This window comes from Kribbella capetownensis (genome assembly GCF_004331485.1).
In the GTDB taxonomy this organism is placed as follows: Bacteria; Actinomycetota; Actinomycetes; order Propionibacteriales; family Kribbellaceae; genus Kribbella; species Kribbella capetownensis.
Map to the genome: position 1 here is coordinate 389,917 of NZ_SJKD01000001.1, position 21,230 is coordinate 411,146.

The following is a 21,230-nucleotide window of genomic DNA, read 5'->3' on the forward strand; positions in this document are numbered from 1 at the left end:
CCTGCGGGGTCCCGAAGTTCGCGGCGGCGGCGTGATGTGCCGCACCCACGACACAGTGGTCTGGACCGGTGTCAGCCGGCGGTGGGCCCCAGGCGGCGCTTCCTGGCCGGGGCGAGCCGGACGGGGGACACAAGATCCCCGCGCGCCATGGACAGCCTCACCATCCACGGAGCTCCGCTCGGCACCTCCCGGGGCCCGGGCCGTGTCAGGGGCGACACGGCCGCAACCGGCGATCCGGTGACCCGTCCGCGCGGGGCGGAGACGGGACGGGCGGACACCGGATCGGCAGGCACGATGACCAGGGCGGCGGTCATCGCGCCGTGGGCACGTCCCCGGATCGGCTGCGATCGCCAGCAGGTGCGCGCAGCAGACGTCGAGACGGACCCGAGGCCGATGACGGAAGACACTGCCCGGCAGCGTGACCCAAGGACGGGGAGCCACGACCGGACACTGGGGACGGCAGCACCACAGCGAGCGGCGGAACGGGGCGGAACCGGTCGCATCGGCGCTCTCCTCCTCATCGGCCTCACGATGGAGATGCACAGTTTGTACACCCTCCAGCACAGCCGGTGATGGCACGGGAGTGCGAGGGCACCGATGCGCCGGGATCGAGACCCAACCGAAACGGGCTCCGCTGACGGAACAGCGAACTCGGGCCAGAATTGGAACAGCAGCCCGGCGGCGCTCAGGTGGTCCGTCGCCGGGCTGCTGGACCTCAATTCTCGCTCACAACTGCGCGGAAATGGTGGCCAGATGGTGACACGGCACAAGAATGCTGACAGGACAACAAATATCGCTGGATGCATTCAGGGCGACACGGACAGTGCGACCGGCACTGGATCGACCGTCCTACTCTGGAGGGACGGTAGCGGACAGTGACAGCATTCGGGAGGGAGGCGAGAGTTGTGAGCGCAACGGACACGGAGCGTTTCGACCATCTCAGGGTGCTCGGACTCAGCGACGACGAGATCAAGGTCTACCAGCACCTGCTGCGGACCGGGCCGTCGTCGATCACCGAACTGGACGAGGCGGTCCCCGATCGCGCCGCCACCATCGACGCCACGCTCGGCGGGCTGGTCCAGGCGGGCCTGGCCCGGCGATCCGGTTCCGACCACGCCCGCTTCCTGCCGGTGCCACCCGATGCCGGCCTCGAGGCGATGACGCTGCGTCGCGAGTCCGAGCTGAAGCAGGCCCGGATCGAGGTCCTGAACGCGTACGACGAGTTCCGCCGGACCGTGCACAACGAGTCGACCACGCACCTGATCGAGGTCGTCACCGGCAACGCGATCGTCGAACGCATCCACCAGATCAAGGGCGGTGCGCAGCGGGAGATCCTGGCGATCGACTCCCCGCCGTACTACATCGGCGGGCCGAACCAGGAGGAGATCGACCACCTCAAGCGGGGTGTCTCCTACCGGGTCGTGTACTCACCGGAGTCGGTCGAGGTGCCGGGATACCTGACCGAGAACATCCTGCCCTGCGTGGAGGCCGGCGAGCAGGCGCGGGTGCTGCCCGACGTACCGGCGAAGCTGACGATCATCGACGGTTCGGTCGCGTTCGTGTCGATGTCGGTGCGCGACACCGACGTGAACCGGTCCCTGCTGATCATCCGGCCGAGCAGCCTGCTGACCGCCCTGATCGGGATGTTCGAGCTGTGCTGGCGCAACGCGCTGCCGCTGCACGCGTCGGTCGGCGCCGAGGACGACCGGCTCGAACCGATCGAACGCCGTCTGCTCGCGTTGCTCGCCACGGGGGCCGCGGACGACACGATTGCCCGTACGCTGGGTATCAGCCGACGTACTTTCTTCCGCTACCTGGAGCGCCTGATGAACCGCACCGGCGCCAGCACGCGCTTCCAGCTCGCCCTGCACGCGGCGCGGGAGAACTGGCTGTAACAAGACACCCTTCGCTTGCTCGCCGGGGCGGGCGGGCAGGCGAAGGGCCTTGTTCTCTTGGGGTTCTAGGACACGGACGCGGTGAACTCCTTGGCGACGACCTCGGCGATCTGGGCGGTGTTCAGAGCCGCACCCTTGCGCAGGTTGTCGCCGCAGACGAACAGCTCCAGCGAGTTCGGGTCGTCCAGCGACTTGCGGATCCGGCCGACCCAGGTCGGGTCGGTGCCGACCACGTCGGCCGGGGTCGGGAACTCGCCCTCGGCCGGGTTGTCGAACAGCAGCACGCCCGGCGCATCCCGCAGTACCTCGCGGGCCTCGTCGGCGTCGACCTCCTGGGCGAACCGCGCGTGCACCGACAACGAGTGCGTGGTGACGACCGGTACCCGGACGCAGGTCGCGGACACCTTCAGGTCGGGCAGGCCGAGGATCTTGCGCGACTCGTTGCGGACCTTGAGTTCCTCCGACGACCAGCCGTCGTCCTTGAGCGAACCGGCCCACGGAACGACGTTCAGCGCGAGCGGCGCCGGGAACGGGCCGAGCGCGTTGCCGATCACGCGGCGGACGTCACCCGGCGTGGTGCCCAGGTCGCGATTGCCGGCCACCTTCATCAGCTGGTCGTACAGCGCGTCGATGCCTTCCTGCCCGGCACCCGAGGCGGCCTGGTACGACGCGACCACCAGCTGCTCGAGCTCGAAGCGGTGGTGCAGCGCACCCATCGCGACGATCATCGACAGCGTCGTGCAGTTCGGGTTGGAGATGATGCCGCGCGGCCGGTTCCGCGCCGCTTCGGCGTTCACCTCCGGCACCACCAGCGGGACGTCCGCGTCCATCCGGAACGCGCCGGAGTTGTCCACCACGACGGCACCCTTGGCGGCGGCGATCGGCGCCCAGTGCGCCGACACGGCATCCGGTACGTCGAACATCGCGACGTCGATGCCGTCGAAGGCCTCCTCGCTGATCGCGACGACCTCGACCTCCTCGCCGCGCACCCTCAAACGTTTGCCCGCAGAGCGCTCGGACGCGATCAGCCGGATCTCTCCCCAGACGTTCTCCCGGGTCGAGAGCAGAGTCAGCATCACCGACCCGACCGCGCCGGTCGCACCGACCACGGCCAGAGAAGGCAGACCCGTCCGGTCCTCGATCGTGTTCTCCACAGCGCTCACAGGGGTCACCGTCCAGTTCCTCCGTACACGACGGCCTGGGTGTGCTCGTCGTCCAGATCGAATGCGGTGTGCGCCGCGGTCACGGCGGCATCCACCAGGTTCTCGTCCACGACCACCGAGATCCGGATCTCCGAGGTGGAGATCATCTCGATGTTCACGCCGGCGTCGGCGAGCGCGGAGAAGAATTTCGCGGACACGCCCGGGTGCGAGCGCATACCGACACCGACCACCGACACCTTGCCGATCTGGTCGTCGTAGAGCAACTGCTCGTAGCCCACTTCGTCCTTCATCCGGGCCAGCGCGGACATCGCCCGGGCGCCGTCGACGCGGGGCAGCGTGAAGGAGATGTCGGTGCGGTTGGTGGCGACCGCGGACACGTTCTGCACGATCATGTCGATGTTGGTCTCGGCGCCGGCGACGGTCTCGAAGATCCGGGCCGCCTCACCGGGCTTGTCCGGTACGCCGACCACGGTGATCTTGGCCTCATTGCGGTCCTGGACAACGCCGGAGATGATCGCCTGTTCCATTTGATCCAGTTCCTTCGCATCGACGACCCAGGTGCCTTCCTTCTGCGAGAAGGAGGAACGCACATGGACGGGGACGTTGTAGCGCCGCGCGTACTCGACGCAGCGCAGGTGCAGCACCTTGGCGCCACAGGCGGCCATCTCGAGCATCTCTTCGTAGGAGATCTTCGGGATCTGCCGGGCGGCCGGGACGATCCGCGGGTCCGCGGTGAAGATGCCGTCCACGTCGGTGTAGATCTCGCAGTAGTCCGCCTCGAGCGCGGCAGCCAGCGCGACCGCGGTGGTGTCGGAGGCGCCGCGGCCCATCGTGGTGATGTCCTTGGTGTCCTGGGCGACGCCCTGGAACCCGGCCACGATCGCGATGTGGCCCTCGGACAGCGCTCCCTCGATCCGGCCCGGCGTGATGTCGATGATCCGGGCGTTGCCGTGCGCGGACGTGGTGATCACACCGGCCTGCGAGCCGGTGAAGCTTCGCGCTTCGTAGCCCAGGTTGGCGATCGCCATCGCCAGCAGGGCGGCGGAGATGCGCTCCCCCGAGGTGAGCAGCATGTCCAGCTCGCGCGGCGGCGGCAACGGGGACACCTGCTGGGCCAGGTCCATCAGTTCATCGGTGGTGTCGCCCATGGCGGAGATGACCACCACCACGTCGTTCCCGGCCTTCTTCGTCGCGACGATCCGTTGGGCCACACGCTTGATGCAATCGGCGTCGGCGACCGAAGAACCGCCGTACTTGTGCACGACGCGTCCCACAGCTGTGTCTCCTCAAACCACTGGATGCGGTACGCCGTGCCGCATTGCACCAGGCGTAGTCATTCGCGGTCATTCTAGCCGTGACTCGCTCGTTGCCTACCGGCTGACCAGCACCCGGTCGGCTCGTCCGGCCGATCCGGACGGCGCCTGGAGGTTCCGCGGCCGCGCTGACGACCGGCCGCAAACCGTCCGGCCGGCGACGCCCCTTGTTCATATAAGTCATCACTGAAATACTTCGATCCGTGCACGCGTTCGACATTCTCGGCGACCCGGTCCGGCGCCGGATCCTGGAACTGCTGGCCGACGGCGAACTGCCGGCCGGCAGCATCGCCACGTCGATCGGCGCCGAGTTCGGCATCAGCCAGCCGGCCGTCTCCCAGCATCTGCGGGTGCTGCGCGACAACGGCTTCGCGACTGTCACCGTCGACGGCACCCGGCGGCTGTACGCCGTGGACCCCGGACCGCTGCGCGAGATCGACAGCTGGCTCGATCGGTACCGCAAGTTCTGGATCAATCGCTTGGATGCGCTGGAGACCGAGATCCATCGCGGCCGCCGGCAGAGCTGACAACATTTCGCCTCTTCGCGGCATCTGACAGGTGAACCGACCTGGAGGGGGCAGTGGCATGCGGACGATCGTCGCCAGACTGTGTATGTCGGAGGACGGGATCGTGGACCAGCCGGAGCGCTGGCTGCCCCAACCCGCCCACAGCGCCGTCGTCGACCAGCTCGTGACCGGCTCCGAGACCATCCTGCTCGGCCGCAAGACCTTCGAGCAGTACGCCGCCACAGGACTCGAGCACACCAGGACTCTCGTCGTGTCCTCGCAGCCCGTGAACGCGCGGCCGGACACCGAAGTACTGCAAGGTGATCCGCGCCGGGTGCTGGCCGCGTTGAAGCGGGTGCCTGGATCAGACCTGCATGTCATCGGCAGTCTCACGCTGATCCGTTCGCTGCTGCGGTGGCGGCTGATCGACGAGGTGGCTCTGCGGATCTATCCCGTCGCCGCTGGCCGGGGCGCGTTCCTGGACCGGCGTGCACTGCGGCTGATCTCGATGTGGGCCGGGGACTCCGGCGTACTGGAGGCTCGGTACCGGATGCTCTACGCCGGGACCGCGAGCTCCTCGATGTCGGCGGACTCGGCGGGCCGGTGGGGTGGGACGCGAATCAGGGACAGGGTCGCCAACAACCCCAGGACAGCCATCAGGACCCACGCGTAGCGGACGCCGAAGGACTCGACCACCGTGCCCGCGACGGCCGAACCGACCGCGGAGCCGATCATCCCGCCGCTGAGCATCCAGCCGAAGATCTCGGTCCGCGCCGATGCCGGCGTCATCGCGCCGATCCGCTCGTAGATCGCGCCGATCGTCGGTGCGATCAGGCAGCCGGCCGCGAACAGCATCACGGCGAGGGCGACCACTGAGAACGTGGCGAACACGCACCCGGTAGTGAGGACGGTCATCGCCAGCATCCGCCGCCAGACGTAGGAGTTCCGCCGGCCGGGGAGTGCCCCGCCGACCAGGCCGCCACTCAGACTGCCGGCCGCGGCCACCATCTCCAGTACTCCGGCGATCAGGCGGTTGCCGTGCTCGTCGGCGAACGCGACGATGCCCAGCGACATCGACGCGAAGCCGGTGACCATGCAGGCGAACGCGAAGAGCAGTGGCAGCCGGTGCCGGTGGAGCAGAAGTTGCACAGCGGTCGGGCGGGGCCCGTCGGACTCGTCGTGCGGTGTCCGCGGCTGTTGCTTCAGAGCGAACCACCAGATCGCCGCAGCCGCTGTCACCGCACACGCCAGCAGACCGGCGCGCGGACTGGCGAAGCTGACCGCGATGGCACCGAGCATCGGGCCGACCAGAAACAGCAGCTCCTGCGCGGTCGCGTCCAGGGCGTAGACCGCGCGCAGCCGTGCACCCTGTACGAGCTTCGGCCAGCTCGCCCGCAACGCCGAGGTGACCGGGGCGACGAACATGCCAGCCAGTGCGGCCGCGACCGGGAGGACCCGGTACCAGCTGTCCGGCAGCAGGGCGAGCACTGCCATCAACACGCCCCACGCCATCCCGGTGGTGAGCAGGACCCCCCGCGCTCCTCTGCGGTCCGCGAGACGCGACCACACCACGCTGGCAACCGCCATACCGACGGAGTAGGCACCCGCCACCACTCCGGCCCAGCCGAAGTTGCCAGCGGCATCCTTCGCCAGGAACGACAGCGGCACCATCGTCGCCATCACCGGCAGCCTCGCGATCAGCGCCGACGCCAGCAGCGCCATCACTCCGTGGGTCTTCCAGAGATCGCGATATGCGGTCAGGTCCATAAGCAGCATTCTGTCCTGACACCGACGGTGACCGCCTCGGGATTTCTCCCTATCTTCGGCACTGTGAGTATGCGAACATATGTTCGTGGCGGGATCAGGCGGGGCGACCATCCTGCATGCCGACCTGGATGCCTTCTACGCGTCGGTCGAGCAGCGGGACGACCCGCGCCTGCGCGGCCGCCCGGTGATCGTCGGCGCCGGCGTCGTCCTCGCCTGCAGCTACGAGGCCAAGGCGTACGGCGTCCGGACCGCGATGAACGGTGGACAGGCGTTGCGCCGCTGCCCCGGCGCGGTCGTGGTGGATCCGCGGATGTCGGCGTACTCGGAGGCCAGCAAGGCGGTGTTCAAGGTGTTCGAGGACACCACGCCGCTGGTCGAGGGCATCTCGATCGACGAGGCCTTCCTCGACGTCGGCGGGCTGCGGAAGATCGCCGGGACGCCGCTGGAGATCGCCCGGCGACTGCGCGCCGAGGTGCTGTCGAAGGTCGGGCTCCCGATCACGGTCGGAGTGGCGCGGACGAAGTTCCTGGCGAAGGTCGCCAGCGGGGTGGCGAAGCCGGACGGGTTGCTCGAGGTGCAGCCGGACCGCGAGCTGGAGTTCCTGCATCCGTTGGACGTCGAGCGGTTGTGGGGCGTGGGCGAGGTGACCGCGGAGAAGTTGCGGACCCGGGGTCTCACCAAGGTCGGCGACGTCGCGATGCTGCCCGAGGCCGCGCTCGTCGCGATGCTCGGCCGGGCGTCCGGGCGGCATCTGCATGCGCTGGCGCACAACCGTGATCCGCGGCCGATCGAGGTCGGCCGGCGCCGGCGGTCGATCGGTTCGCAACGGGCGCTGGGCCGGTCGCCGAAGTCGCCGGCGACGCTCGACGCCGTGCTGGCCGGGCTCGTCGATCGGGTGACGCGACGGATGCGGACGGCGGGTCGGTCCGGGCGGACTGTGACGCTGCGCTTGCGGTTCGACGACTTCAGCCGGGCGACCCGGTCGCATACGTTGCCCCAGGCAACGGATCAGACACGGGCGATCCTGATCACCGCGCGGGCGCTGCTGTCCGCGGCCCGGCCATTGATCGCCAGCCAGGGGATCACCATGATCGGCATCTCGGTCGGCAACCTGGAGAACGAGGCCGCCCTGCAACTCGCGCTCCCCTTCGACAAAGCCGCGAACGACGAACTCGACAGCGCTCTCGACCTGGTCAAGGACAAGTTCGGCATCAACGCGATCACCCGCGGGATCCTGCTGGGTCGCGACCAGGGCCTCACCGTGCCGATGCTGCCTGACTAGTTCTCGCGAGCAGCTCAGACGTCGAGGCGGAGTTCGAGGGTGAGTTCGTCGCGAAGTGGGATGCCGTAGGCGCCGGTCGCCGGGATCCAGGGCTTGACCGCGCGGGCCGCATCCATCGCATCGGGGGTCACACCAACGATCCGCAGCCCGCGCCGCTGGTAGAACCGCAGAGCGTCCAGATTGTCGTTCGTCGTGATCAACCACAACCGCCGAACCCCCGCCTCCCGCGCCACCTCGATCGCGGCGGTCAGCAACGCACTCCCCACCCCCAGGTGCCGAACAGGCGCGTCGATCGTGACGACCTCCAGGTCGCCGTCCGCCAGCGTGTAGGTGAGCAGCCCGACGATCCGCCCGTCCTGCTCAGCGACAAGCGCGGGCAGCGTCGTCGCGTCGTACACCGTGCCGTGCGCGACCACGGTCGTGCCGCCCCAGGCCGTCGTCAGGAGGTCGACGACGGCCTCTCGATCGGCTTCGGTGGCCTTCCGGACCCGGAGATCCCGCATCTGACGAGCCTAGTGGTTCAGAATCCGATGGCTTCGCGGAGCAACAGCACGGTGCCGCGGTCCTGGAACTCCGCGTTCAGGATGAGCAGCCGGGTGATGGCGCTGGGCCACCCGTACGCCGCCCGGGAGCGGACGTCTTCCAGCGGGAGACAGTGCTCTTCGACGCGGCGCAGCGCGGTGGTCAGGTCGGGGACCACCTTCTGCGCCCCGACGACCCAGATCGCGCGGGCGGCTCCACCGGCGTACCCAGGCAACTGGCTTCCGCTGCCCGAGGCGATCACGAGAGAGCCGGTCTCGGTGGCCGCGTGGACGCTGCCCACGCTGACGTCAGGGCTGGCTCGCAGCCGCCGGATCTCGTCGGCCTGGGTAGCGCGGTCCATGGCGAGGGTGCGTGGCTTGACGGCCTCGTACCGCCCGCTGGCGTTCAGGTCCTCCTCGATGCCGGACAGGCGCAGCGTCTCGCTGGCACCGGTGAACACGCTCGCACCCTCGGGAACCAGCTCCTTGATGCGCGTCCGCGCGGCGGCGACGTCGTCGAGGAGCTCGACGGTGAAACCGTGTTCGCTGAGCGCGGCGGCTGCCCGCTCCAGGCGCTGCACCGGCGCCGGCTCGGTGAACGTGGTCGCCGCCATCGGGGTCGTCATGAGGTCTCCTGTCGCTGGATGATGGATCCGTCTCAGCAGTTCGACAGGACAGCTCGCCGGAACGTCAGGCCTGACATTGCGGCGGGTTGCCTTGTCGAACAGGTGACAGGCAGCTGCGACCGAGGGAGCCGGCGGCACGATGAACACCCGATCCGGGCCACGACAGAACCGGCATGATCCGGGACTGGACGCGATCATGAGCGAGCGTCGTCAGCTGATCAATCTCGCCTACCGGTTGCTGGGCTCGCTGGCCGAGGCCGAGGACGCCGTCCAGGAGACGTACACCCGCTGGTACGCCATGTCCCGGGAGCAGCAGGCCGCCGTCGAGTCTCCCGGGGCCTGGCTGACGACGGTCGCCAGCCGCATCTGTCTCAACCTGCTCAACTCGGCACGGGTCCGGCGCGAGACCTACGTGGGCGACTGGATCCCCGAGCCACTGCCTGGCGGAACGGAGTGGATCAGCGGCCGGCCGGGTGGTGCGACCGTCGACCCGGCCGACCGGGTCACCCTGGACGAGTCGGTCAACCTGGCCTTCCTGATCGTGCTCGAATCGATGACCCCGGCCGAGCGCGTCGCGTTCATCCTGCACGACGTCTTCTGTCACTCGTTCGCCGAAGTCGCCGAGATCGTCGGCCGGTCCCCGGCGGCCTGCCGCCAACTGGCCTCATCGGCGCGCCTCCGCCTCCGCGCCTCGCCGCCGTCCGCGACTCCGGCCGCCCAGTCCGCCGGCGTCGTCAGGGACTTCAAGCAGGCCTGGGCGGCCAAGGACATCGACGCTCTGATCCGGCTGCTGGACCCCGACGCCACGGCGGTCGGCGACGGTGGCGGCCTCGCCACCACCTTCCTGGATCCCATCGAGGGTGGCGAGCAGATCGCGCACGCCTGGGTCGCGCTCGCCCACCGGAAGCCGGCCGACATGACGTTCCTGGAGCGTACGGTCAACGGTCGGCCCGGTCTGGTGGCCGAGCAGGACGGCGCCGTCGTGACGGTGTTCGCGTTCGAGGTCGCGGGCGACCGGATCAGGCACATCTGGGTGATCCGCAACCCCGAGAAGCTGCGCCGCTGGACGACGGGCTGAGGCCGGGTCAGTAGCTGTCGTCGTGCTTGTAGCCGGCGTACCAGTTGAGTGCGGCCCGGAGCTCGTTCAGCTGGTGCATGCGGCGTTTGTGGGTGGCTCCGTGGGCGATCGGGTAGAGGCGGATGCCGCCATGGTCGTTGCGGCGTGGGACAGGCAGGGAGGATTGGAAGGGCGGGTCGATCCAAGCGATCAGCCACGGGCGGCGGGGGTCGCCGGCGACCCGGAGGCGGGGCACTGCCTGCCACGGGACACTGGCTTGTTGGGACCGTCTGATCACGGTGAGCCCCTGCGGAGTCAGCCGTAGTTCTACTCGGCGTCGTAGGACGAGACGCCAGGTGCGGATCGTGAGGTAGAGGAGGAACACGTCGAACGCGAGGAAGAACAGGGCGACCGCTGGAGGCATGGTCCGCCTGCTCTCTTCGCCCGGGAAGAAGCCGATGGTCAGGATGGTCAGAAGCGCTGCGAAGACTGCCGACCGGGTCTTGCTGGTCGTGAAAGTGGCACCGGCCGGTTGAGCCGGCTGCGGGTGCGGCTGTGACTGTGGCTTTGGCTGTGGCTTTGGTTGCGGCGGTGGTGGTTCGGGGAGGAGCTTGGTCGGTGGCGGCGGGAGGCGGATCGTGTCGGCGGGTGGGGCGAGAAGCCCTGTGTTTGCAGGGGATCCGAGGAGGTGGAGAAGGTCCGAGGGGGTCGGGCGTTGGGCGAGGTCCTGGGCGAGGCAGTGGCGTACGGCGTCGTGGAGCGGGCTGGGGAGCGGCGGGATGTGGGGCTGCTCGTGGACGATGCGGTGCAGCAGCGACGCCGGGTTGCCGGTGGCGAACGGACCACGGCCGGACGCCGCGAACACCAGCACCGCGCCCAGCGCGAACACGTCACTGGGCGGGCCGATCGACGTACCCGTGATCTGCTCGGGCGACAGGTAGCCCGGCGTACCGATCACGAGCCCGGTCGCGGTCAGGCTGACCTCCTCGAGCGCGCGGGCGATGCCGAAGTCGATCACCCGCGGCCCGTTGCCGGTCAGCACGATGTTCGACGGCTTGAGATCGCGGTGGACCAGACCGCAGCGATGGATCGCCACCAGGGCTTCGGCCAGGCCGCCGGCGAGCGCCTGTACGCCGGCCGGCGTCATCGGTCCGGAGGTCTCGATCGCGTTCTGCAGGGTCGGACCGGGCAGGTACTCCGTGGCCAGCCAGGGATGCTCCGCGTCCGGGTCAGCATCGACGACGGCGGCCGTGAACGCGCCGCTGACCTTCCGCGCGGCCTCGATCTCGCGCGCGAACCTGGCCCGGAACCTCGCGTCGTCGGCCAGTTCGTCGCGGACCACCTTGACCGCGACCAGCCGTCCGCCCGGCGAGCGGGCCAGGTACACCGAACCCATCGCGCCGCGACCGAGCCGGCCCTGGATCGCGAACGACCCGATCGTCGTGGGATCGCCTGCCTGCGTAGTCATCGGACAGTCACGCTAACGCGCTTCAGGAGCGCGGGTAGCCGATCTCGGCGATGCCCTCGGCGAGATCGGTGAGACGACGTTGCCGGTTGAGTGAGGTGACGACGTACTCGGTCAGTGGCATCAGGGCGTAGACATGGCGGATCGGCTCGAGGTCGAGAGCTGTCTGGTAATAGTCCTCGGCGAAGGTCAAGTACGCCTCTGGCCGCCCGTCCGCGATCACCTCGAACAGCCAGTCCGCGCCGTCCTTGTCGACACCCTCAACCGGTCCACACCGCCAGGCGTCGTCGTCCGTCGTACGCCAGAAGCACACCGTCGCACGCGGCACCATGTCGCTGAACGCCGGCTCGTCCCGCGCACCGTGGAAGACCTCCGGTACGCCGTCGAGCAGGCCCGGCCAGGTCTGCATGTCGTTCCCGTACGGCGACACCGGCGACTCATGGTCGAATCCGTACGCGAACGCGCCGTCCGGCGAGAACACGATCGAGTACTCGTCACCGGACCCGTTGCGCATCAGCGCGGCTTCCTCGGTCTCCGACCACCGCGCGTCGAACGAGAAGTGCCGCAACTGGTACGGACTGTTGCTGAGCACCAGATCCAGCACCGCGAGAGCACGACTGACTCGCCGCACCGTCGACAAATCGGGCAGCCGCTGGATCACCTCATAGACAGACACCGGGCCATTCAACCGGCCCGCGAGTCCATCCGACTAGCGCCGCTGAACGGCTTCCTCCGCGACCTCGACCAGTTCACGGTCGGTGGCCTCGGTTTCGGCGTCGTGGGCCGGCTCGAGCCGGTCGTGCGCGATCAGTGACTGGATCGCCCGCAGTACGGCACTCGCCGCGGCACCCCAGGTGGACACGTAGGAGAACTGCCACCACCAGAGCGCCTCGACGATCCGGCCCTCTTCGTAGTGGGCCAGGCCGTGCACGAGGTCGTTCGCGATCGCCGTCAGGTCGTCCGACAACCGGTTGACGGTGATCTCGGGCGGAGCGGCGTACGGGTCGAAGACCTCGGCGTACTCGTCCAAGCCCTCGAACAGCACCGCGAGCCGGTCGCGCATCGCGTCCAGGTCCGGATCCGGTCCGGCGTCGGACTCGAACCGCTCGTCCGGGACGAAGTCCTCGAACGCACCGAGCCGGCCGCCGGCCAGCAGCAACTGGCTCACCTCGAGCAGCAGGTACGGCAGCGAGGCGAGGCCCTCGTCGACCCCGTCCTCGTCCGGCTGTGCGGCGATGTCGCGCACCGAGATCAGGAAGCTCTGCACCTGGTCGGCGATCTGCTCGGCGAACTCGGAGAGGTCCTCGGAGTCGGTGCCCAGCGCGCGCTCTGCAATATCGGTTGAATCAGTCATCGATCGATCGTCGCCCTTCAAACGCCCGTCCGAGTGTGACCTCATCGGCATACTCGAGGTCACCGCCTACAGGAAGTCCACTAGCCAATCGGGTGACGCGCAAGCCCATGGGCCGCAGCAAGCGGCTCAGGTACGTCGCCGTCGCCTCACCCTCCAGGTTCGGATCGGTGGCCAGAATGATCTCGGTCACCTCTCCGCTGGCCAGCCGCTGCATCAGTTCCTTGATCCGCAACTCGTCCGGCCCGATCCCCTCGATCGGCGAGATCGCGCCGCCGAGGACGTGGTACCGACCGCGGAACTCGCGGGTCCGCTCGATCGCGACCACGTCCTTGGCCTCTTCGACCACACAGATCAGGCTCAGGTCGCGGCGCGGGTCCCGGCAGATCCGGCACTGCACTTCTTCCGCGACATTGCCGCAGATCTCGCAGAACTTGACCTTCTCCTTGACCTGCACGAGCACATGCGCGAGCCGCCGTACGTCGGTCTCGTCGGCGGCGAGCAGGTGGAACGCGATCCGCTGCGCGGACTTCGGACCGACACCGGGCAACCGGCCGAGCTCGTCGATGAGGTCCTGGACGGCCCCTTCGTACACGTCAGCCCGGGTTCTGACCGGGCTGGCCGGTCCCGTTACCCGGGTTCACGAACCCGGCACCGCCCGAACTGGGACCGCCCGTGGAGCCACCCTTGTCCGGGTCGTCACTCTCTTCACCGGACTCGACCGCGGGGGTCGTCGAACCTGGCAGGCTGAAACCGGCCGGTGCTCCGGATCCACCACCGAGTCCGGGGAGCCCCGCGCCGCCGAAGTCCGGCGCGTCCGGACCGCCGCCGAACCCCGGGAGGCCGCCGGCCAGCGGGCCCATCGCCCGGGCCGCGACCTCCTTCGCGTTCTCCGAGGCGTCGCGCACCGCGGCGACGACCAGGTCGGCCAGCGTCTCGGTGTCGTCCGGGTCGACCGCCTGCGGCTTGATCGTCAGGCTCAGCAACTCCCCGGTGCCTGACACCAGCGCGGTCACCAGGCCGCCGCCTGCCGAGCCCTCGATCTCCTGGCTCTCCAGGTCGGCCTGGGCCTCCATCAGCTGGTTCTGCATCGCCTGCGCCTGCGCGAGCAGGTTGGACATGTCGAAGCCCCCAGCACCGCCACCGTCGAACACTGCGATCTCCTCGTCCCAACCGCTCTGTGACTACCCCGAGCCTCAACACTAGCCGGTCCCCAGGACAACCCCACTTCGGACCAGAAACCGACCAGTCTCCCCAAGTTATCCACAACCCTGTGAACATTCCCGTCCACAGCCTGTGAATCCTGTGGAAGCCGCCTGGCTTGATCCACATCCCCGTGTGGATGACTACGGCTTCTCCCAGCCGGTGGTGACGACGTAGTCGGTGTACCAGGTGGTGAGCTCGACGAGCGGCCGGAGCGTCTTGGCGATCAGCCCGACGTCATCGGTGTCGATCGGCTTCTCGGCGTACACGGATCGCCGCCGGAGGAGGTCGGCGCGCGGATGGTCGGACGAGTACTCACGCGGCATCCGAACCGCGCTCGGCCCAGTGAGCTGGTAGCCGTCGCGGCCGAGCGTTTCGACGATCCCGGCGAGTTCGCGGCCGCTGTCCTCGGCGTCGACCATCGCGCGGTAACGCCGAACCTGATCGCTCTCGGGATGCGCCGAGCCACCGCCCAGCGCGAACCCGTCGACGTCGAACGTGAACGAGATCCGGATCCGCCGCGCGATCCACGACGTCGCGTTCTGCCGCTGCCACGCCGCGGGGCGATCGGACATCCCGCCCAACCAGAACTTGCCGAACTCGCCCGTGTCGTTCAGTTCGTCACACAGGTCCTGCAACGGGCCGCGCACGTACCGCTCCAGGTCATCCCGGTGCGACTCCAACTGAACAGGACTCGGATCGCCTTCGAGCTCGACCATCACATCGAACGCCGCGTCGCTCCATCCTTGGAACCCCATACCCAGCAACTTGCCACGCAGCACCGACAACTTCCTGCCGGGTGCGTGGACTGCTGCTAGTTGGGTTCTTCGGTGATGATCTGAGCGCCGAGGGTTTCGCGGAGGAGGTCGGTGTGGGAGCGGGAGTCGTCTTCCAGGACCACGTCGTCCTCGCCGATCGAGTCGGCTTCTTCCTCGGGGGTGAGGGGGACCTCTGGAGTCGCGGGGGCGGCCGCGGCTCGGCGGGCCTGCTCGGCGGCTACCGCGGCTTCCGCGGCACGGCGTTTGCTGGCTGCCTGCTCACGGCGATCGGGCGCCGGCCGGCGTGAGTCATCCCATGGATCAGGCTCTGGCGGTACGTCGTACTCCGGGTCCGGCGGCTCCTGTACGGCGATCGCACCACCTGGACAGTCGGACCACTGCCCACTAGCACCGTTCGAGGCACCCCGCGAGCCCCGACCCGACGCCCCCGAGCCACCCACCGGCGCATCCCGAGACGACCCCTGCGAGCCAGGACCGGGAGCCGTGCCTGCGCCAGGACCGGCACCTCCGCCAGGTGCACTGCCTGCACCGGGAGCACTGCCTGCTCCGGGAGCGGCGCCTGTCCCTGCCGCGGATCCTGGGCCGGTAGCGGCTGTGTCCGCTCCACTGGGTGCGGTCCCGTCAGAACCTGATGCGAGACCACCTACACCCGAGCCACCTGGTCCGCCTACCCCGGCCGCACCAGCTGAGTCGGGTCCTCCGGCCGAGGTGGTGCCGCCGGTCGGACCAGTTGCCGTCGCAGGTCCAGCGCCCTGGCCGCCCGCGCTGCCCGCACCGCCAGGCGCACTGTTCGCACCGCCCGCACCACCGGTGCCAGGCGCGCCGCTCGCGCCGCCCGCGCTGGGCGCACCGCCCGGACCGCCCGCGGTAGGCGCACCGCTCGTGCCGCCTGCTCCGGGCGCTCCACCTGCGGGCGTGGTTGAGCCGCCGCCGGATTGGGGGCCGCCGGGGCGCGGCGCGGCTGGTTGGTGGCCGCCGCCTGCGCCTGGGTCGGTGGAGGGGTCGACTACTGCTTCCACGCGGCGGTTCAGGCCGATGGTGTCGATCATGGCTTGGCGGAGGATCTCGTCACTGCCAGACCGAGCGAAGCTCTCACGAGCGCCCGCGTTGACCAGCCCGAGCGTCAGAGTCTGGTCGTCTATGGCGATAACCTGCGCGTTCTGGCTCAGCATGATCCAGGCGAACCGGCGCTTGGCCTTCACAGCCTCCAGCACCTCAGGCCACAACCGCCTGATGTCCGCCAAACCCACAGCCCCACCCGCCGGCGCCCCCGCAGCACTCGCACTCGCCGACGCCGGAGCTGACTCTGCAGGCGCGGACGGCGCCGACGTTCCCGACGATCCTGCGGGTTGACCTGCAGGTGGCTCCTGTCCCCAGGCACCCTTCCGGCTCGCCGAGCCGTCCCCACCAGCCGCATCCGCCCCGCCGGACGGCGTACCGCCCGCAGGCTCCCCACCACCCGACGCCGGCCCGCCACCAGCGGCCGCTCGGGCTGCCGCACGACTGGCCGACGCGTTCGCAGGCGCTTCCGCGGACGCCGGCGACGCCACAGGCGCAACCGCAGCAGCCGACTGCGCACCCGCCGCACCCGATGGCGCAGCCGCAGCAGACTGCGCAGGCGCGGCGCCCGGCGGCACCGCAGCGGCACCGGACGGCGCTGCCGCGACACCAGACGGCGCGGTCGGAGCGGCTTCCGGCGTACCAACCGGCACACCGATCGTCAGGCGACGTTCCATCCGGTCCAGCCGGGCCTGAATACCGTTGGTCGAGTCGTCGGCACCAGGCAGCAGCACCTTCGCGCAGATCAGCTCGAGCTGAAGCCGAGGAGCCGTAGCCCCACGCATCTCGAGCAGTCCAGCCGCAACGATGTCGGCCGCCCGGGTGAGCTCGGCCGCACCAATCCCCGCGGCCTGCGTCTGCAGCCGCTCGCCCTGGTCCTCCGCGGCCTCGATCAGGCCGGAGGCCACCGCGTTCGGCACGGCGGACAGTACGACGAGGTCGCGCAGCCGCCGGAGCAGATCCTCGGCGAACCGCTTCGGGTCCTGGCCGGTCTCGATGACCTTCTCGACCGTCTCGAACACAGCCCTGCTGTCGTGCGCCGCGAACCCATCCACACACGCGTCCAGCAACGAGTCCGGCGTGAACCCGAGCAGCGCAACGGCCAGCTCGTACGTCACGCCGTCCGGCCCCGCACCACCGATCAACTGGTCAAGCACACTCAGCGAGTCACGCACCGAACCCGCGCCCGCGCGCACAACCAGCGGCAGCGCGGCCGACTCGATCGCCACGCCTTCGGACTCGCACAACAAGGCCATGTAGTCGCCGAGCGCCTTCGGCGGGACCAGGCGGAACGGGTAGTGGTGGGTCCGGGACCGGATCGTCCCGATCACCTTGTCCGGCTCGGTGGTCGCGAAGATGAACTTGAGGTGCGGCGGCGGCTCCTCGACCAGCTTCAGCAGGGCGTTGAAGCCCTGCGTGGTCACCATATGCGCCTCGTCGATGATGTAGATCTTGTAGCGGCTCTCGACCGGCGCGAAGAACGCCCGCTCGCGCAGGTCGCGCGCGTCGTCGACACCACCGTGCGACGCGGCGTCGATCTCGATCACATCGATGCTGCCGGGACCGCCGCGCGCCAGGTCGGTGCAGGACTTGCAGACCCCGCACGGCTCGGCGATCGGGCCCTTCTCGCAGTTGATGGCGCGGGCCAGGATCCGGGCGCTGGTGGTCTTGCCGCAGCCGCGCGGCCCGGAGAACAGATAGGCGTGGTTGACCCGGTTGTTGCTCAGCGCGTTCCGCAGCGGCGCGGTGACATGGTCCTGACCGATCACCTCGGAGAACGTGTCCGGGCGATACCGGCGGTACAACGCAAGGGGTGCTTCCACGCCCGCAACCCTAGCGCCGCCGCCCGACAATTCCTCCCCCGCGCCGTGCCGCCGCGAACTTCGGTCCGGCAACGCGCGTCCTGTCGCTCACAATCGCACAACTGGGGGGAACAGATGAAGGGACGACGGACAGGGCAGTACGACGGACAGCGCGGGACCAAGTGGGGCATCGTGCTCGCGACCGCGGCAGTGGCACTGCTCCTGACAGCCGCTCAGGCAACCACGAGCACAGCAAGCACTTCAGCGGTCGACGCTACAGCGGCCGCCTGCCGCATCGATGCAGGAGGCGTGAGCTCCACAGGGATCATCTGTCGCACTTGTTCGTGAGCAGTCGACCGGTGACCCGCCAAGACCAGCTCCGCGCGCGGGGAGTCTTCGCGCCCGGCCAGGTCAGGCTCAGCACCCAGGACCGGCCGTACGAGGTCATCATCGACCGGGTGGCGGCGGCTGGGACCGCTGGATCATCACGGGCACGACGAACCGCGCAGCGTCGTACCCAGGCTTCGCCGGTGTGAAGGCCATGACGCTGCTCAGCCGGACGTCGACGTACGACACCTTGCTGATGACGATGCGCAACGGCGCGCTCTACACCGTCCACATCCCGCTGACCACGCCGATGCGTCCGGTGCTGAAGGTGGTCCGCAGCTCGACGTGGCAGGGATTCGAGACGCTGATGGCCAGCCGCTGCGGTCAGTACGGGACGCTCCTGCTCGGCATCGACAAGGACACCGGGTCCGGATACCTGTACGCCGTTGGTCACGCGAACGGCACCGCCACGGTGATCCAGAGCATCGGCAAGGTCCCGGGCACGCTCGCCGACGCGGTCGCGTTCCGCTGGGCGCAACAGACCGAGCAGCCGCTCTTCAGTGAGTGAGCATACGATCCGAAGATGACTACTGGGGACGAGAAGCAGCAGGCGGTCATCAAGCGAGCAGGCAGCGAGTTGCCTGCGGACGAACGGATCCTGGCGGTCTACCTGGTCGGAAGCTACGGCACCGGCCAGGCGGACCGCTTCAGCGACGTCGACGTGCACTGCGTCGTCACCGACGAGAGCGTCGGCTGGTTCGAGGAGAACTGGCTCGAGCCGATGACCGCGCTGACCGGGCCGACGGTGTGGGCGGACCGCATCCCCGGCCTGGTCGGCGGACTCGGCATCACACCCGACTGGCTGCATGTCGATCTCGTCATCCACCCGCTCAGCTCGTTCGATCGCTTGCAGTACGACGGGGTGCGGGTGCTGTTCGACCGGGACGGCACCTTGTTCCCGGACGGCGACATCCCTGCAAAAGAAGGGCTTCCCGGTACGCCGTACTGGCCCGAAGGCCCGGTGAACCTCTTCTTCTACTTCCTCGGGAACCTCGTCACGGTGCTCGGCCGGGACGAACGCATCGTCGGCAACCAAGGCGTCGGCGCGGTCCGGGATCAGCTGATCAACCTCATGCTGGCCGAGCGCGGAGTACGCCGTACCGGTGGAGCCAAACGCCTCAACGCGTTGCTGTCCGACGAGCAACGCGCCGCGCTGGAGGCGATCCCGGCGGCGGGCTCCGATCCGGCCGGGATCATCGCCGCCAACCAGTACATCTGCCGGCAGTTCATCGAGCGTGGCACCGCCCTGGCGCAGGTGACCGGTGAACGCTGGCCGGCCGAGTTCGTCGACGCGACCCTGGCGCACCTGCGCAACCACTTCGGCGTCGAGTTCTACTCCTCCAGGTGATAGTCGGCGAAGCGCGTCCGTAGGTCCTTCTTGGAGAACTTGCCGACCGACGTCTTCGGCACCTCGTCGATGAACTCGACGGCGTCCGGGAGCCACCACTTGGCGACCTGCGGGCGGAGGTACTCGAGGATCTCGTCGCCGGTGACGGTGGCGCCTTCCTGCAGGACCACGCAGGCCAGCGGACGTTCGTCCCACTTGGGATGACGTACGCCGATGACGGCCGCCTCCTTGACGTCGGGGTGAGCCATCAGCAGGTTCTCCAGCTCGACGGAGCTGATCCACTCACCGCCGGACTTGACCAGGTCCTTGGTGCGGTCGACCAGGCGGACCGAGCCGAACCTGTCGATGGCGGCGACGTCGCCGGTCTTCATCCAGCCGTCCTCCGTGGTCAGCTGGACCGGCTCGTCGGGCTGGTAGTACTCGGCCGCGATCCACGGACCGCAGACCTGCAGTTCGCCGGTCGCCTCGTCGTCCCACGGCAGCGGCGTGATCGACCCCGGCTCGACGATCCGCACCTGGACACCAGGCAGCGGCAGCCCTTGCCGCGATCGCAGATGTGCCTGCTCGTCCTCGGCCAGGTCCCTGTTCCGGGCCGGTACGTGCGAGGCCGTCGCCACCGGGCTCGTCTCGGTCATCCCCCACGCCTGCAGGATCGGCCGGCCGAGCTTCTCCCGGAACGCCTCGGACAACGCCAGCGGTACGGCGGACCCACCACACGGGATCCGGCGGAGCTTGGGAAGCTCGACACCGTCCAGCAGCGGCAACACGCCCTGCCAGATCGTCGGCACACCCGCCGACAGCGTGACCTCTTGTTCCTGCAGCAGTTTGAGGATCCCCTGCGGAGTCATGTCCGGACCCGGGAAGACCAGGCTCGCCCCGGCCATCGGCGCCGCGTGCGCGAGACCCCAGGCGTTCGCGTGGAACATCGGCACGACCGGCATCACCGTGTCCGTCTCGTCCAGCCCGATCCCGGCGTTCGTCAGTACGCCGATCGAGTGCAGCCAGGTGGACCGGTGCGAATACACCACGCCCTTCGGGTTGCCCGTCGTACCGCTCGTGTAACACATCGCGGCGGCCTGGTTCTCGTCCTCGACGTGGAACTCGACCGGCTCGGCCGCGGCCAGCAGTACCTCGTAGTCGTGGAACCGCGGGTCGTCCGGCACCTCCAAACGGTCCGCGCCGGCAGGCAGGTCGTCCATCACCACGATGTGACGAAGCAGCGGCAGGCGATCGAGCAGCGGCAGGAAGAGCCCGAGCAGGGACCGGTCGACGAACACGACCTCGTCCTCGGCATGGTTTGCGATGTAGACGACCTGGTCCGGGAAGAGCCTGATGTTCAGCGTGTGCAGGACGCGGCCGGTGCAGGGCGCGGCGAAGTACAGCTCGAGGTGGCGGCCGGAGTTCCAGGCGAAGGTCCCCACCCGTCCGTCCGCGCTGATGCCCAGTGTGTCGAGGACGCCGCCTAGCCGTCTGGTCCGGTCGGCCCACTCGCCGTACGTGAGCTTCGCCGGCGCCGGACCGCCGGTGTAGACGGTCTTGTCCGGGTAGAACTGCTCGGCCCGGAGAAAGATGCTGTCCAAGGACAGCTGGAAGTTCTGCATCAGACCCTTCATGCAGACACTGTGCCAGCGATGCTGTCAGCTTGGCCACGATCCCGCGGGTGTCGCGAGACAGTTGACACGACATACATGTCGTGTAATCTATTG

Annotated in this window: 19 protein-coding genes and 2 pseudogenes; 8 read left to right on the forward strand and 13 right to left on the reverse strand. The window is 68.9% G+C overall.

All coding sequences use genetic code 11. From position 1 onward, the window contains the following. The first annotated feature begins 905 nt into the window (after nt 1-905). Nucleotides 906-1,895: a helix-turn-helix domain-containing protein gene (locus E0H75_RS01845; RefSeq protein ID WP_131511278.1), complete on the forward strand. Its 990-nt coding sequence runs from the start codon at nt 906-908 to the stop codon at nt 1,893-1,895. Between the two features lie 65 nt (nt 1,896-1,960). On the opposite strand, the gene E0H75_RS01850 is transcribed toward E0H75_RS01845, so the two are convergent. Then, nucleotides 1,961-3,067 carry an aspartate-semialdehyde dehydrogenase gene (locus E0H75_RS01850; protein WP_202872796.1) on the reverse strand — a complete coding sequence of 369 codons (1,107 nt, stop codon included), beginning with the start codon at nt 3,065-3,067 and terminating at the stop codon, nt 1,961-1,963. After that, nucleotides 3,064-4,332 (reverse strand): aspartate kinase, encoded by a 1,269-nt coding sequence (locus E0H75_RS01855; protein ID WP_131361394.1) that lies wholly within the window; start codon nt 4,330-4,332, stop codon nt 3,064-3,066. Before E0H75_RS01855 ends, E0H75_RS01850 begins: the two co-directional genes overlap by 4 nt. A 242-nt stretch (nt 4,333-4,574) precedes the next feature. Here E0H75_RS01855 and E0H75_RS01860 point away from each other — a divergent pair, with 242 nt between their 5' ends. Beyond that, nucleotides 4,575-4,898 carry an ArsR/SmtB family transcription factor gene (locus E0H75_RS01860; RefSeq protein ID WP_131361392.1) on the forward strand — a complete coding sequence of 108 codons (324 nt, stop codon included), beginning with the start codon at nt 4,575-4,577 and terminating at the stop codon, nt 4,896-4,898. Nucleotides 4,899-4,956: 58 nt separating this feature from the next. Further along, on the forward strand, nt 4,957-5,550 hold the full coding sequence (locus tag E0H75_RS01865) for a dihydrofolate reductase family protein (protein ID WP_131511279.1): 594 nt from the start codon (nt 4,957-4,959) through the stop codon (nt 5,548-5,550). On the opposite strand, the gene E0H75_RS01870 is transcribed toward E0H75_RS01865, so the two are convergent. Then, nucleotides 5,433-6,644, reverse strand: coding sequence for an MFS transporter (locus tag E0H75_RS01870; protein WP_238162763.1), 1,212 nt, complete (start codon nt 6,642-6,644; stop codon nt 5,433-5,435). The two genes, E0H75_RS01865 and E0H75_RS01870, sit on opposite strands and share 118 nt — an antisense overlap. A gap of 79 nt (nt 6,645-6,723) precedes the next feature. On the opposite strand from E0H75_RS01870, the gene dinB reads away from it, so the two are divergent. Beyond that, nucleotides 6,724-7,926: a DNA polymerase IV gene (gene dinB, locus E0H75_RS01875; protein WP_131511281.1), complete on the forward strand. Its 1,203-nt coding sequence runs from the start codon at nt 6,724-6,726 to the stop codon at nt 7,924-7,926. A 14-nt stretch (nt 7,927-7,940) separates the two neighbouring features. Here the strand turns inward: dinB and E0H75_RS01880 are convergent, their stop codons facing one another. After that, a complete protein-coding gene (locus E0H75_RS01880; RefSeq protein WP_131511282.1) occupies nt 7,941-8,429 on the reverse strand; it encodes a GNAT family N-acetyltransferase in 489 nt (162 codons plus the stop codon). Nucleotides 8,430-8,446: 17 nt separating this feature from the next. Continuing rightward, nucleotides 8,447-9,073, reverse strand: coding sequence for an LUD domain-containing protein (locus E0H75_RS01885; protein WP_131511283.1), 627 nt, complete (start codon nt 9,071-9,073; stop codon nt 8,447-8,449). A gap of 196 nt (nt 9,074-9,269) precedes the next feature. Between E0H75_RS01885 and sigJ the strand changes: the two genes are divergently transcribed. Further along, the gene (sigJ, locus tag E0H75_RS01890; protein WP_238162764.1) at nt 9,270-10,151 is read left to right on the forward strand and encodes an RNA polymerase sigma factor SigJ; all 882 of its coding nucleotides are present in this window, start codon (nt 9,270-9,272) and stop codon (nt 10,149-10,151) included. 7 nt (nt 10,152-10,158) lie between these two features. Here the strand turns inward: sigJ and E0H75_RS01895 are convergent, their stop codons facing one another. The 7 genes and pseudogenes from E0H75_RS01895 to E0H75_RS45205 all read right to left on the reverse strand — a co-directional run. Beyond that, on the reverse strand, nt 10,159-11,598 hold the full coding sequence (locus E0H75_RS01895) for a serine/threonine-protein kinase (protein ID WP_131511285.1): 1,440 nt from the start codon (nt 11,596-11,598) through the stop codon (nt 10,159-10,161). Between the two features lie 22 nt (nt 11,599-11,620). Further along, nucleotides 11,621-12,271: a hypothetical protein gene (locus tag E0H75_RS01900; RefSeq protein ID WP_131511286.1), complete on the reverse strand. Its 651-nt coding sequence runs from the start codon at nt 12,269-12,271 to the stop codon at nt 11,621-11,623. A gap of 33 nt (nt 12,272-12,304) precedes the next feature. Then, nucleotides 12,305-12,949, reverse strand: a complete 645-nt coding sequence (locus E0H75_RS01905; RefSeq protein ID WP_131361381.1) for a DUF5063 domain-containing protein — start codon at nt 12,947-12,949, stop codon at nt 12,305-12,307. Further along, complete coding sequence (gene recR / locus E0H75_RS01910; RefSeq protein WP_131511287.1) at nt 12,942-13,541, reverse strand: recombination mediator RecR; 600 nt, start codon at nt 13,539-13,541, stop codon at nt 12,942-12,944. The genes E0H75_RS01905 and recR overlap by 8 nt, the downstream gene beginning before the upstream one ends. Before the next feature lie 256 nt (nt 13,542-13,797). After that, nucleotides 13,798-14,067 (reverse strand): annotated as a pseudogene (locus tag E0H75_RS45200) (YbaB/EbfC family nucleoid-associated protein); the annotation flags it as partial. Nucleotides 14,068-14,292: 225 nt separating this feature from the next. Then, nucleotides 14,293-14,907, reverse strand: a complete 615-nt coding sequence (locus E0H75_RS01920) for a DUF2461 family protein (RefSeq protein WP_131511289.1) — start codon at nt 14,905-14,907, stop codon at nt 14,293-14,295. A 1,079-nt stretch (nt 14,908-15,986) separates the two neighbouring features. Beyond that, nucleotides 15,987-17,810: pseudogene (locus E0H75_RS45205) on the reverse strand (DNA polymerase III subunit gamma and tau); the annotation flags it as partial. A 338-nt stretch (nt 17,811-18,148) separates the two neighbouring features. On the opposite strand from E0H75_RS45205, the gene E0H75_RS42865 reads away from it, so the two are divergent. The 3 genes from E0H75_RS42865 to E0H75_RS01935 are packed head-to-tail and all read left to right on the forward strand — an operon-like array spanning nt 18,149 to nt 19,524. Then, a complete protein-coding gene (locus E0H75_RS42865; protein ID WP_165553384.1) occupies nt 18,149-18,325 on the forward strand; it encodes a hypothetical protein in 177 nt (58 codons plus the stop codon). Continuing rightward, nucleotides 18,322-18,684: a hypothetical protein gene (locus E0H75_RS01930; RefSeq protein WP_202872797.1), complete on the forward strand. Its 363-nt coding sequence runs from the start codon at nt 18,322-18,324 to the stop codon at nt 18,682-18,684. Before E0H75_RS42865 ends, E0H75_RS01930 begins: the two co-directional genes overlap by 4 nt. Nucleotides 18,685-18,699: 15 nt before the next feature. Further along, the gene (locus E0H75_RS01935) at nt 18,700-19,524 is read left to right on the forward strand and encodes an aminoglycoside 6-adenylyltransferase (RefSeq protein WP_131511290.1); all 825 of its coding nucleotides are present in this window, start codon (nt 18,700-18,702) and stop codon (nt 19,522-19,524) included. Here the strand turns inward: E0H75_RS01935 and E0H75_RS01940 are convergent. Further along, the gene (locus tag E0H75_RS01940) at nt 19,509-21,137 is read right to left on the reverse strand and encodes a long-chain fatty acid--CoA ligase (protein WP_165553386.1); all 1,629 of its coding nucleotides are present in this window, start codon (nt 21,135-21,137) and stop codon (nt 19,509-19,511) included. The genes E0H75_RS01935 and E0H75_RS01940 overlap by 16 nt on opposite strands. Nucleotides 21,138-21,230: the final 93 nt, after the last annotated feature.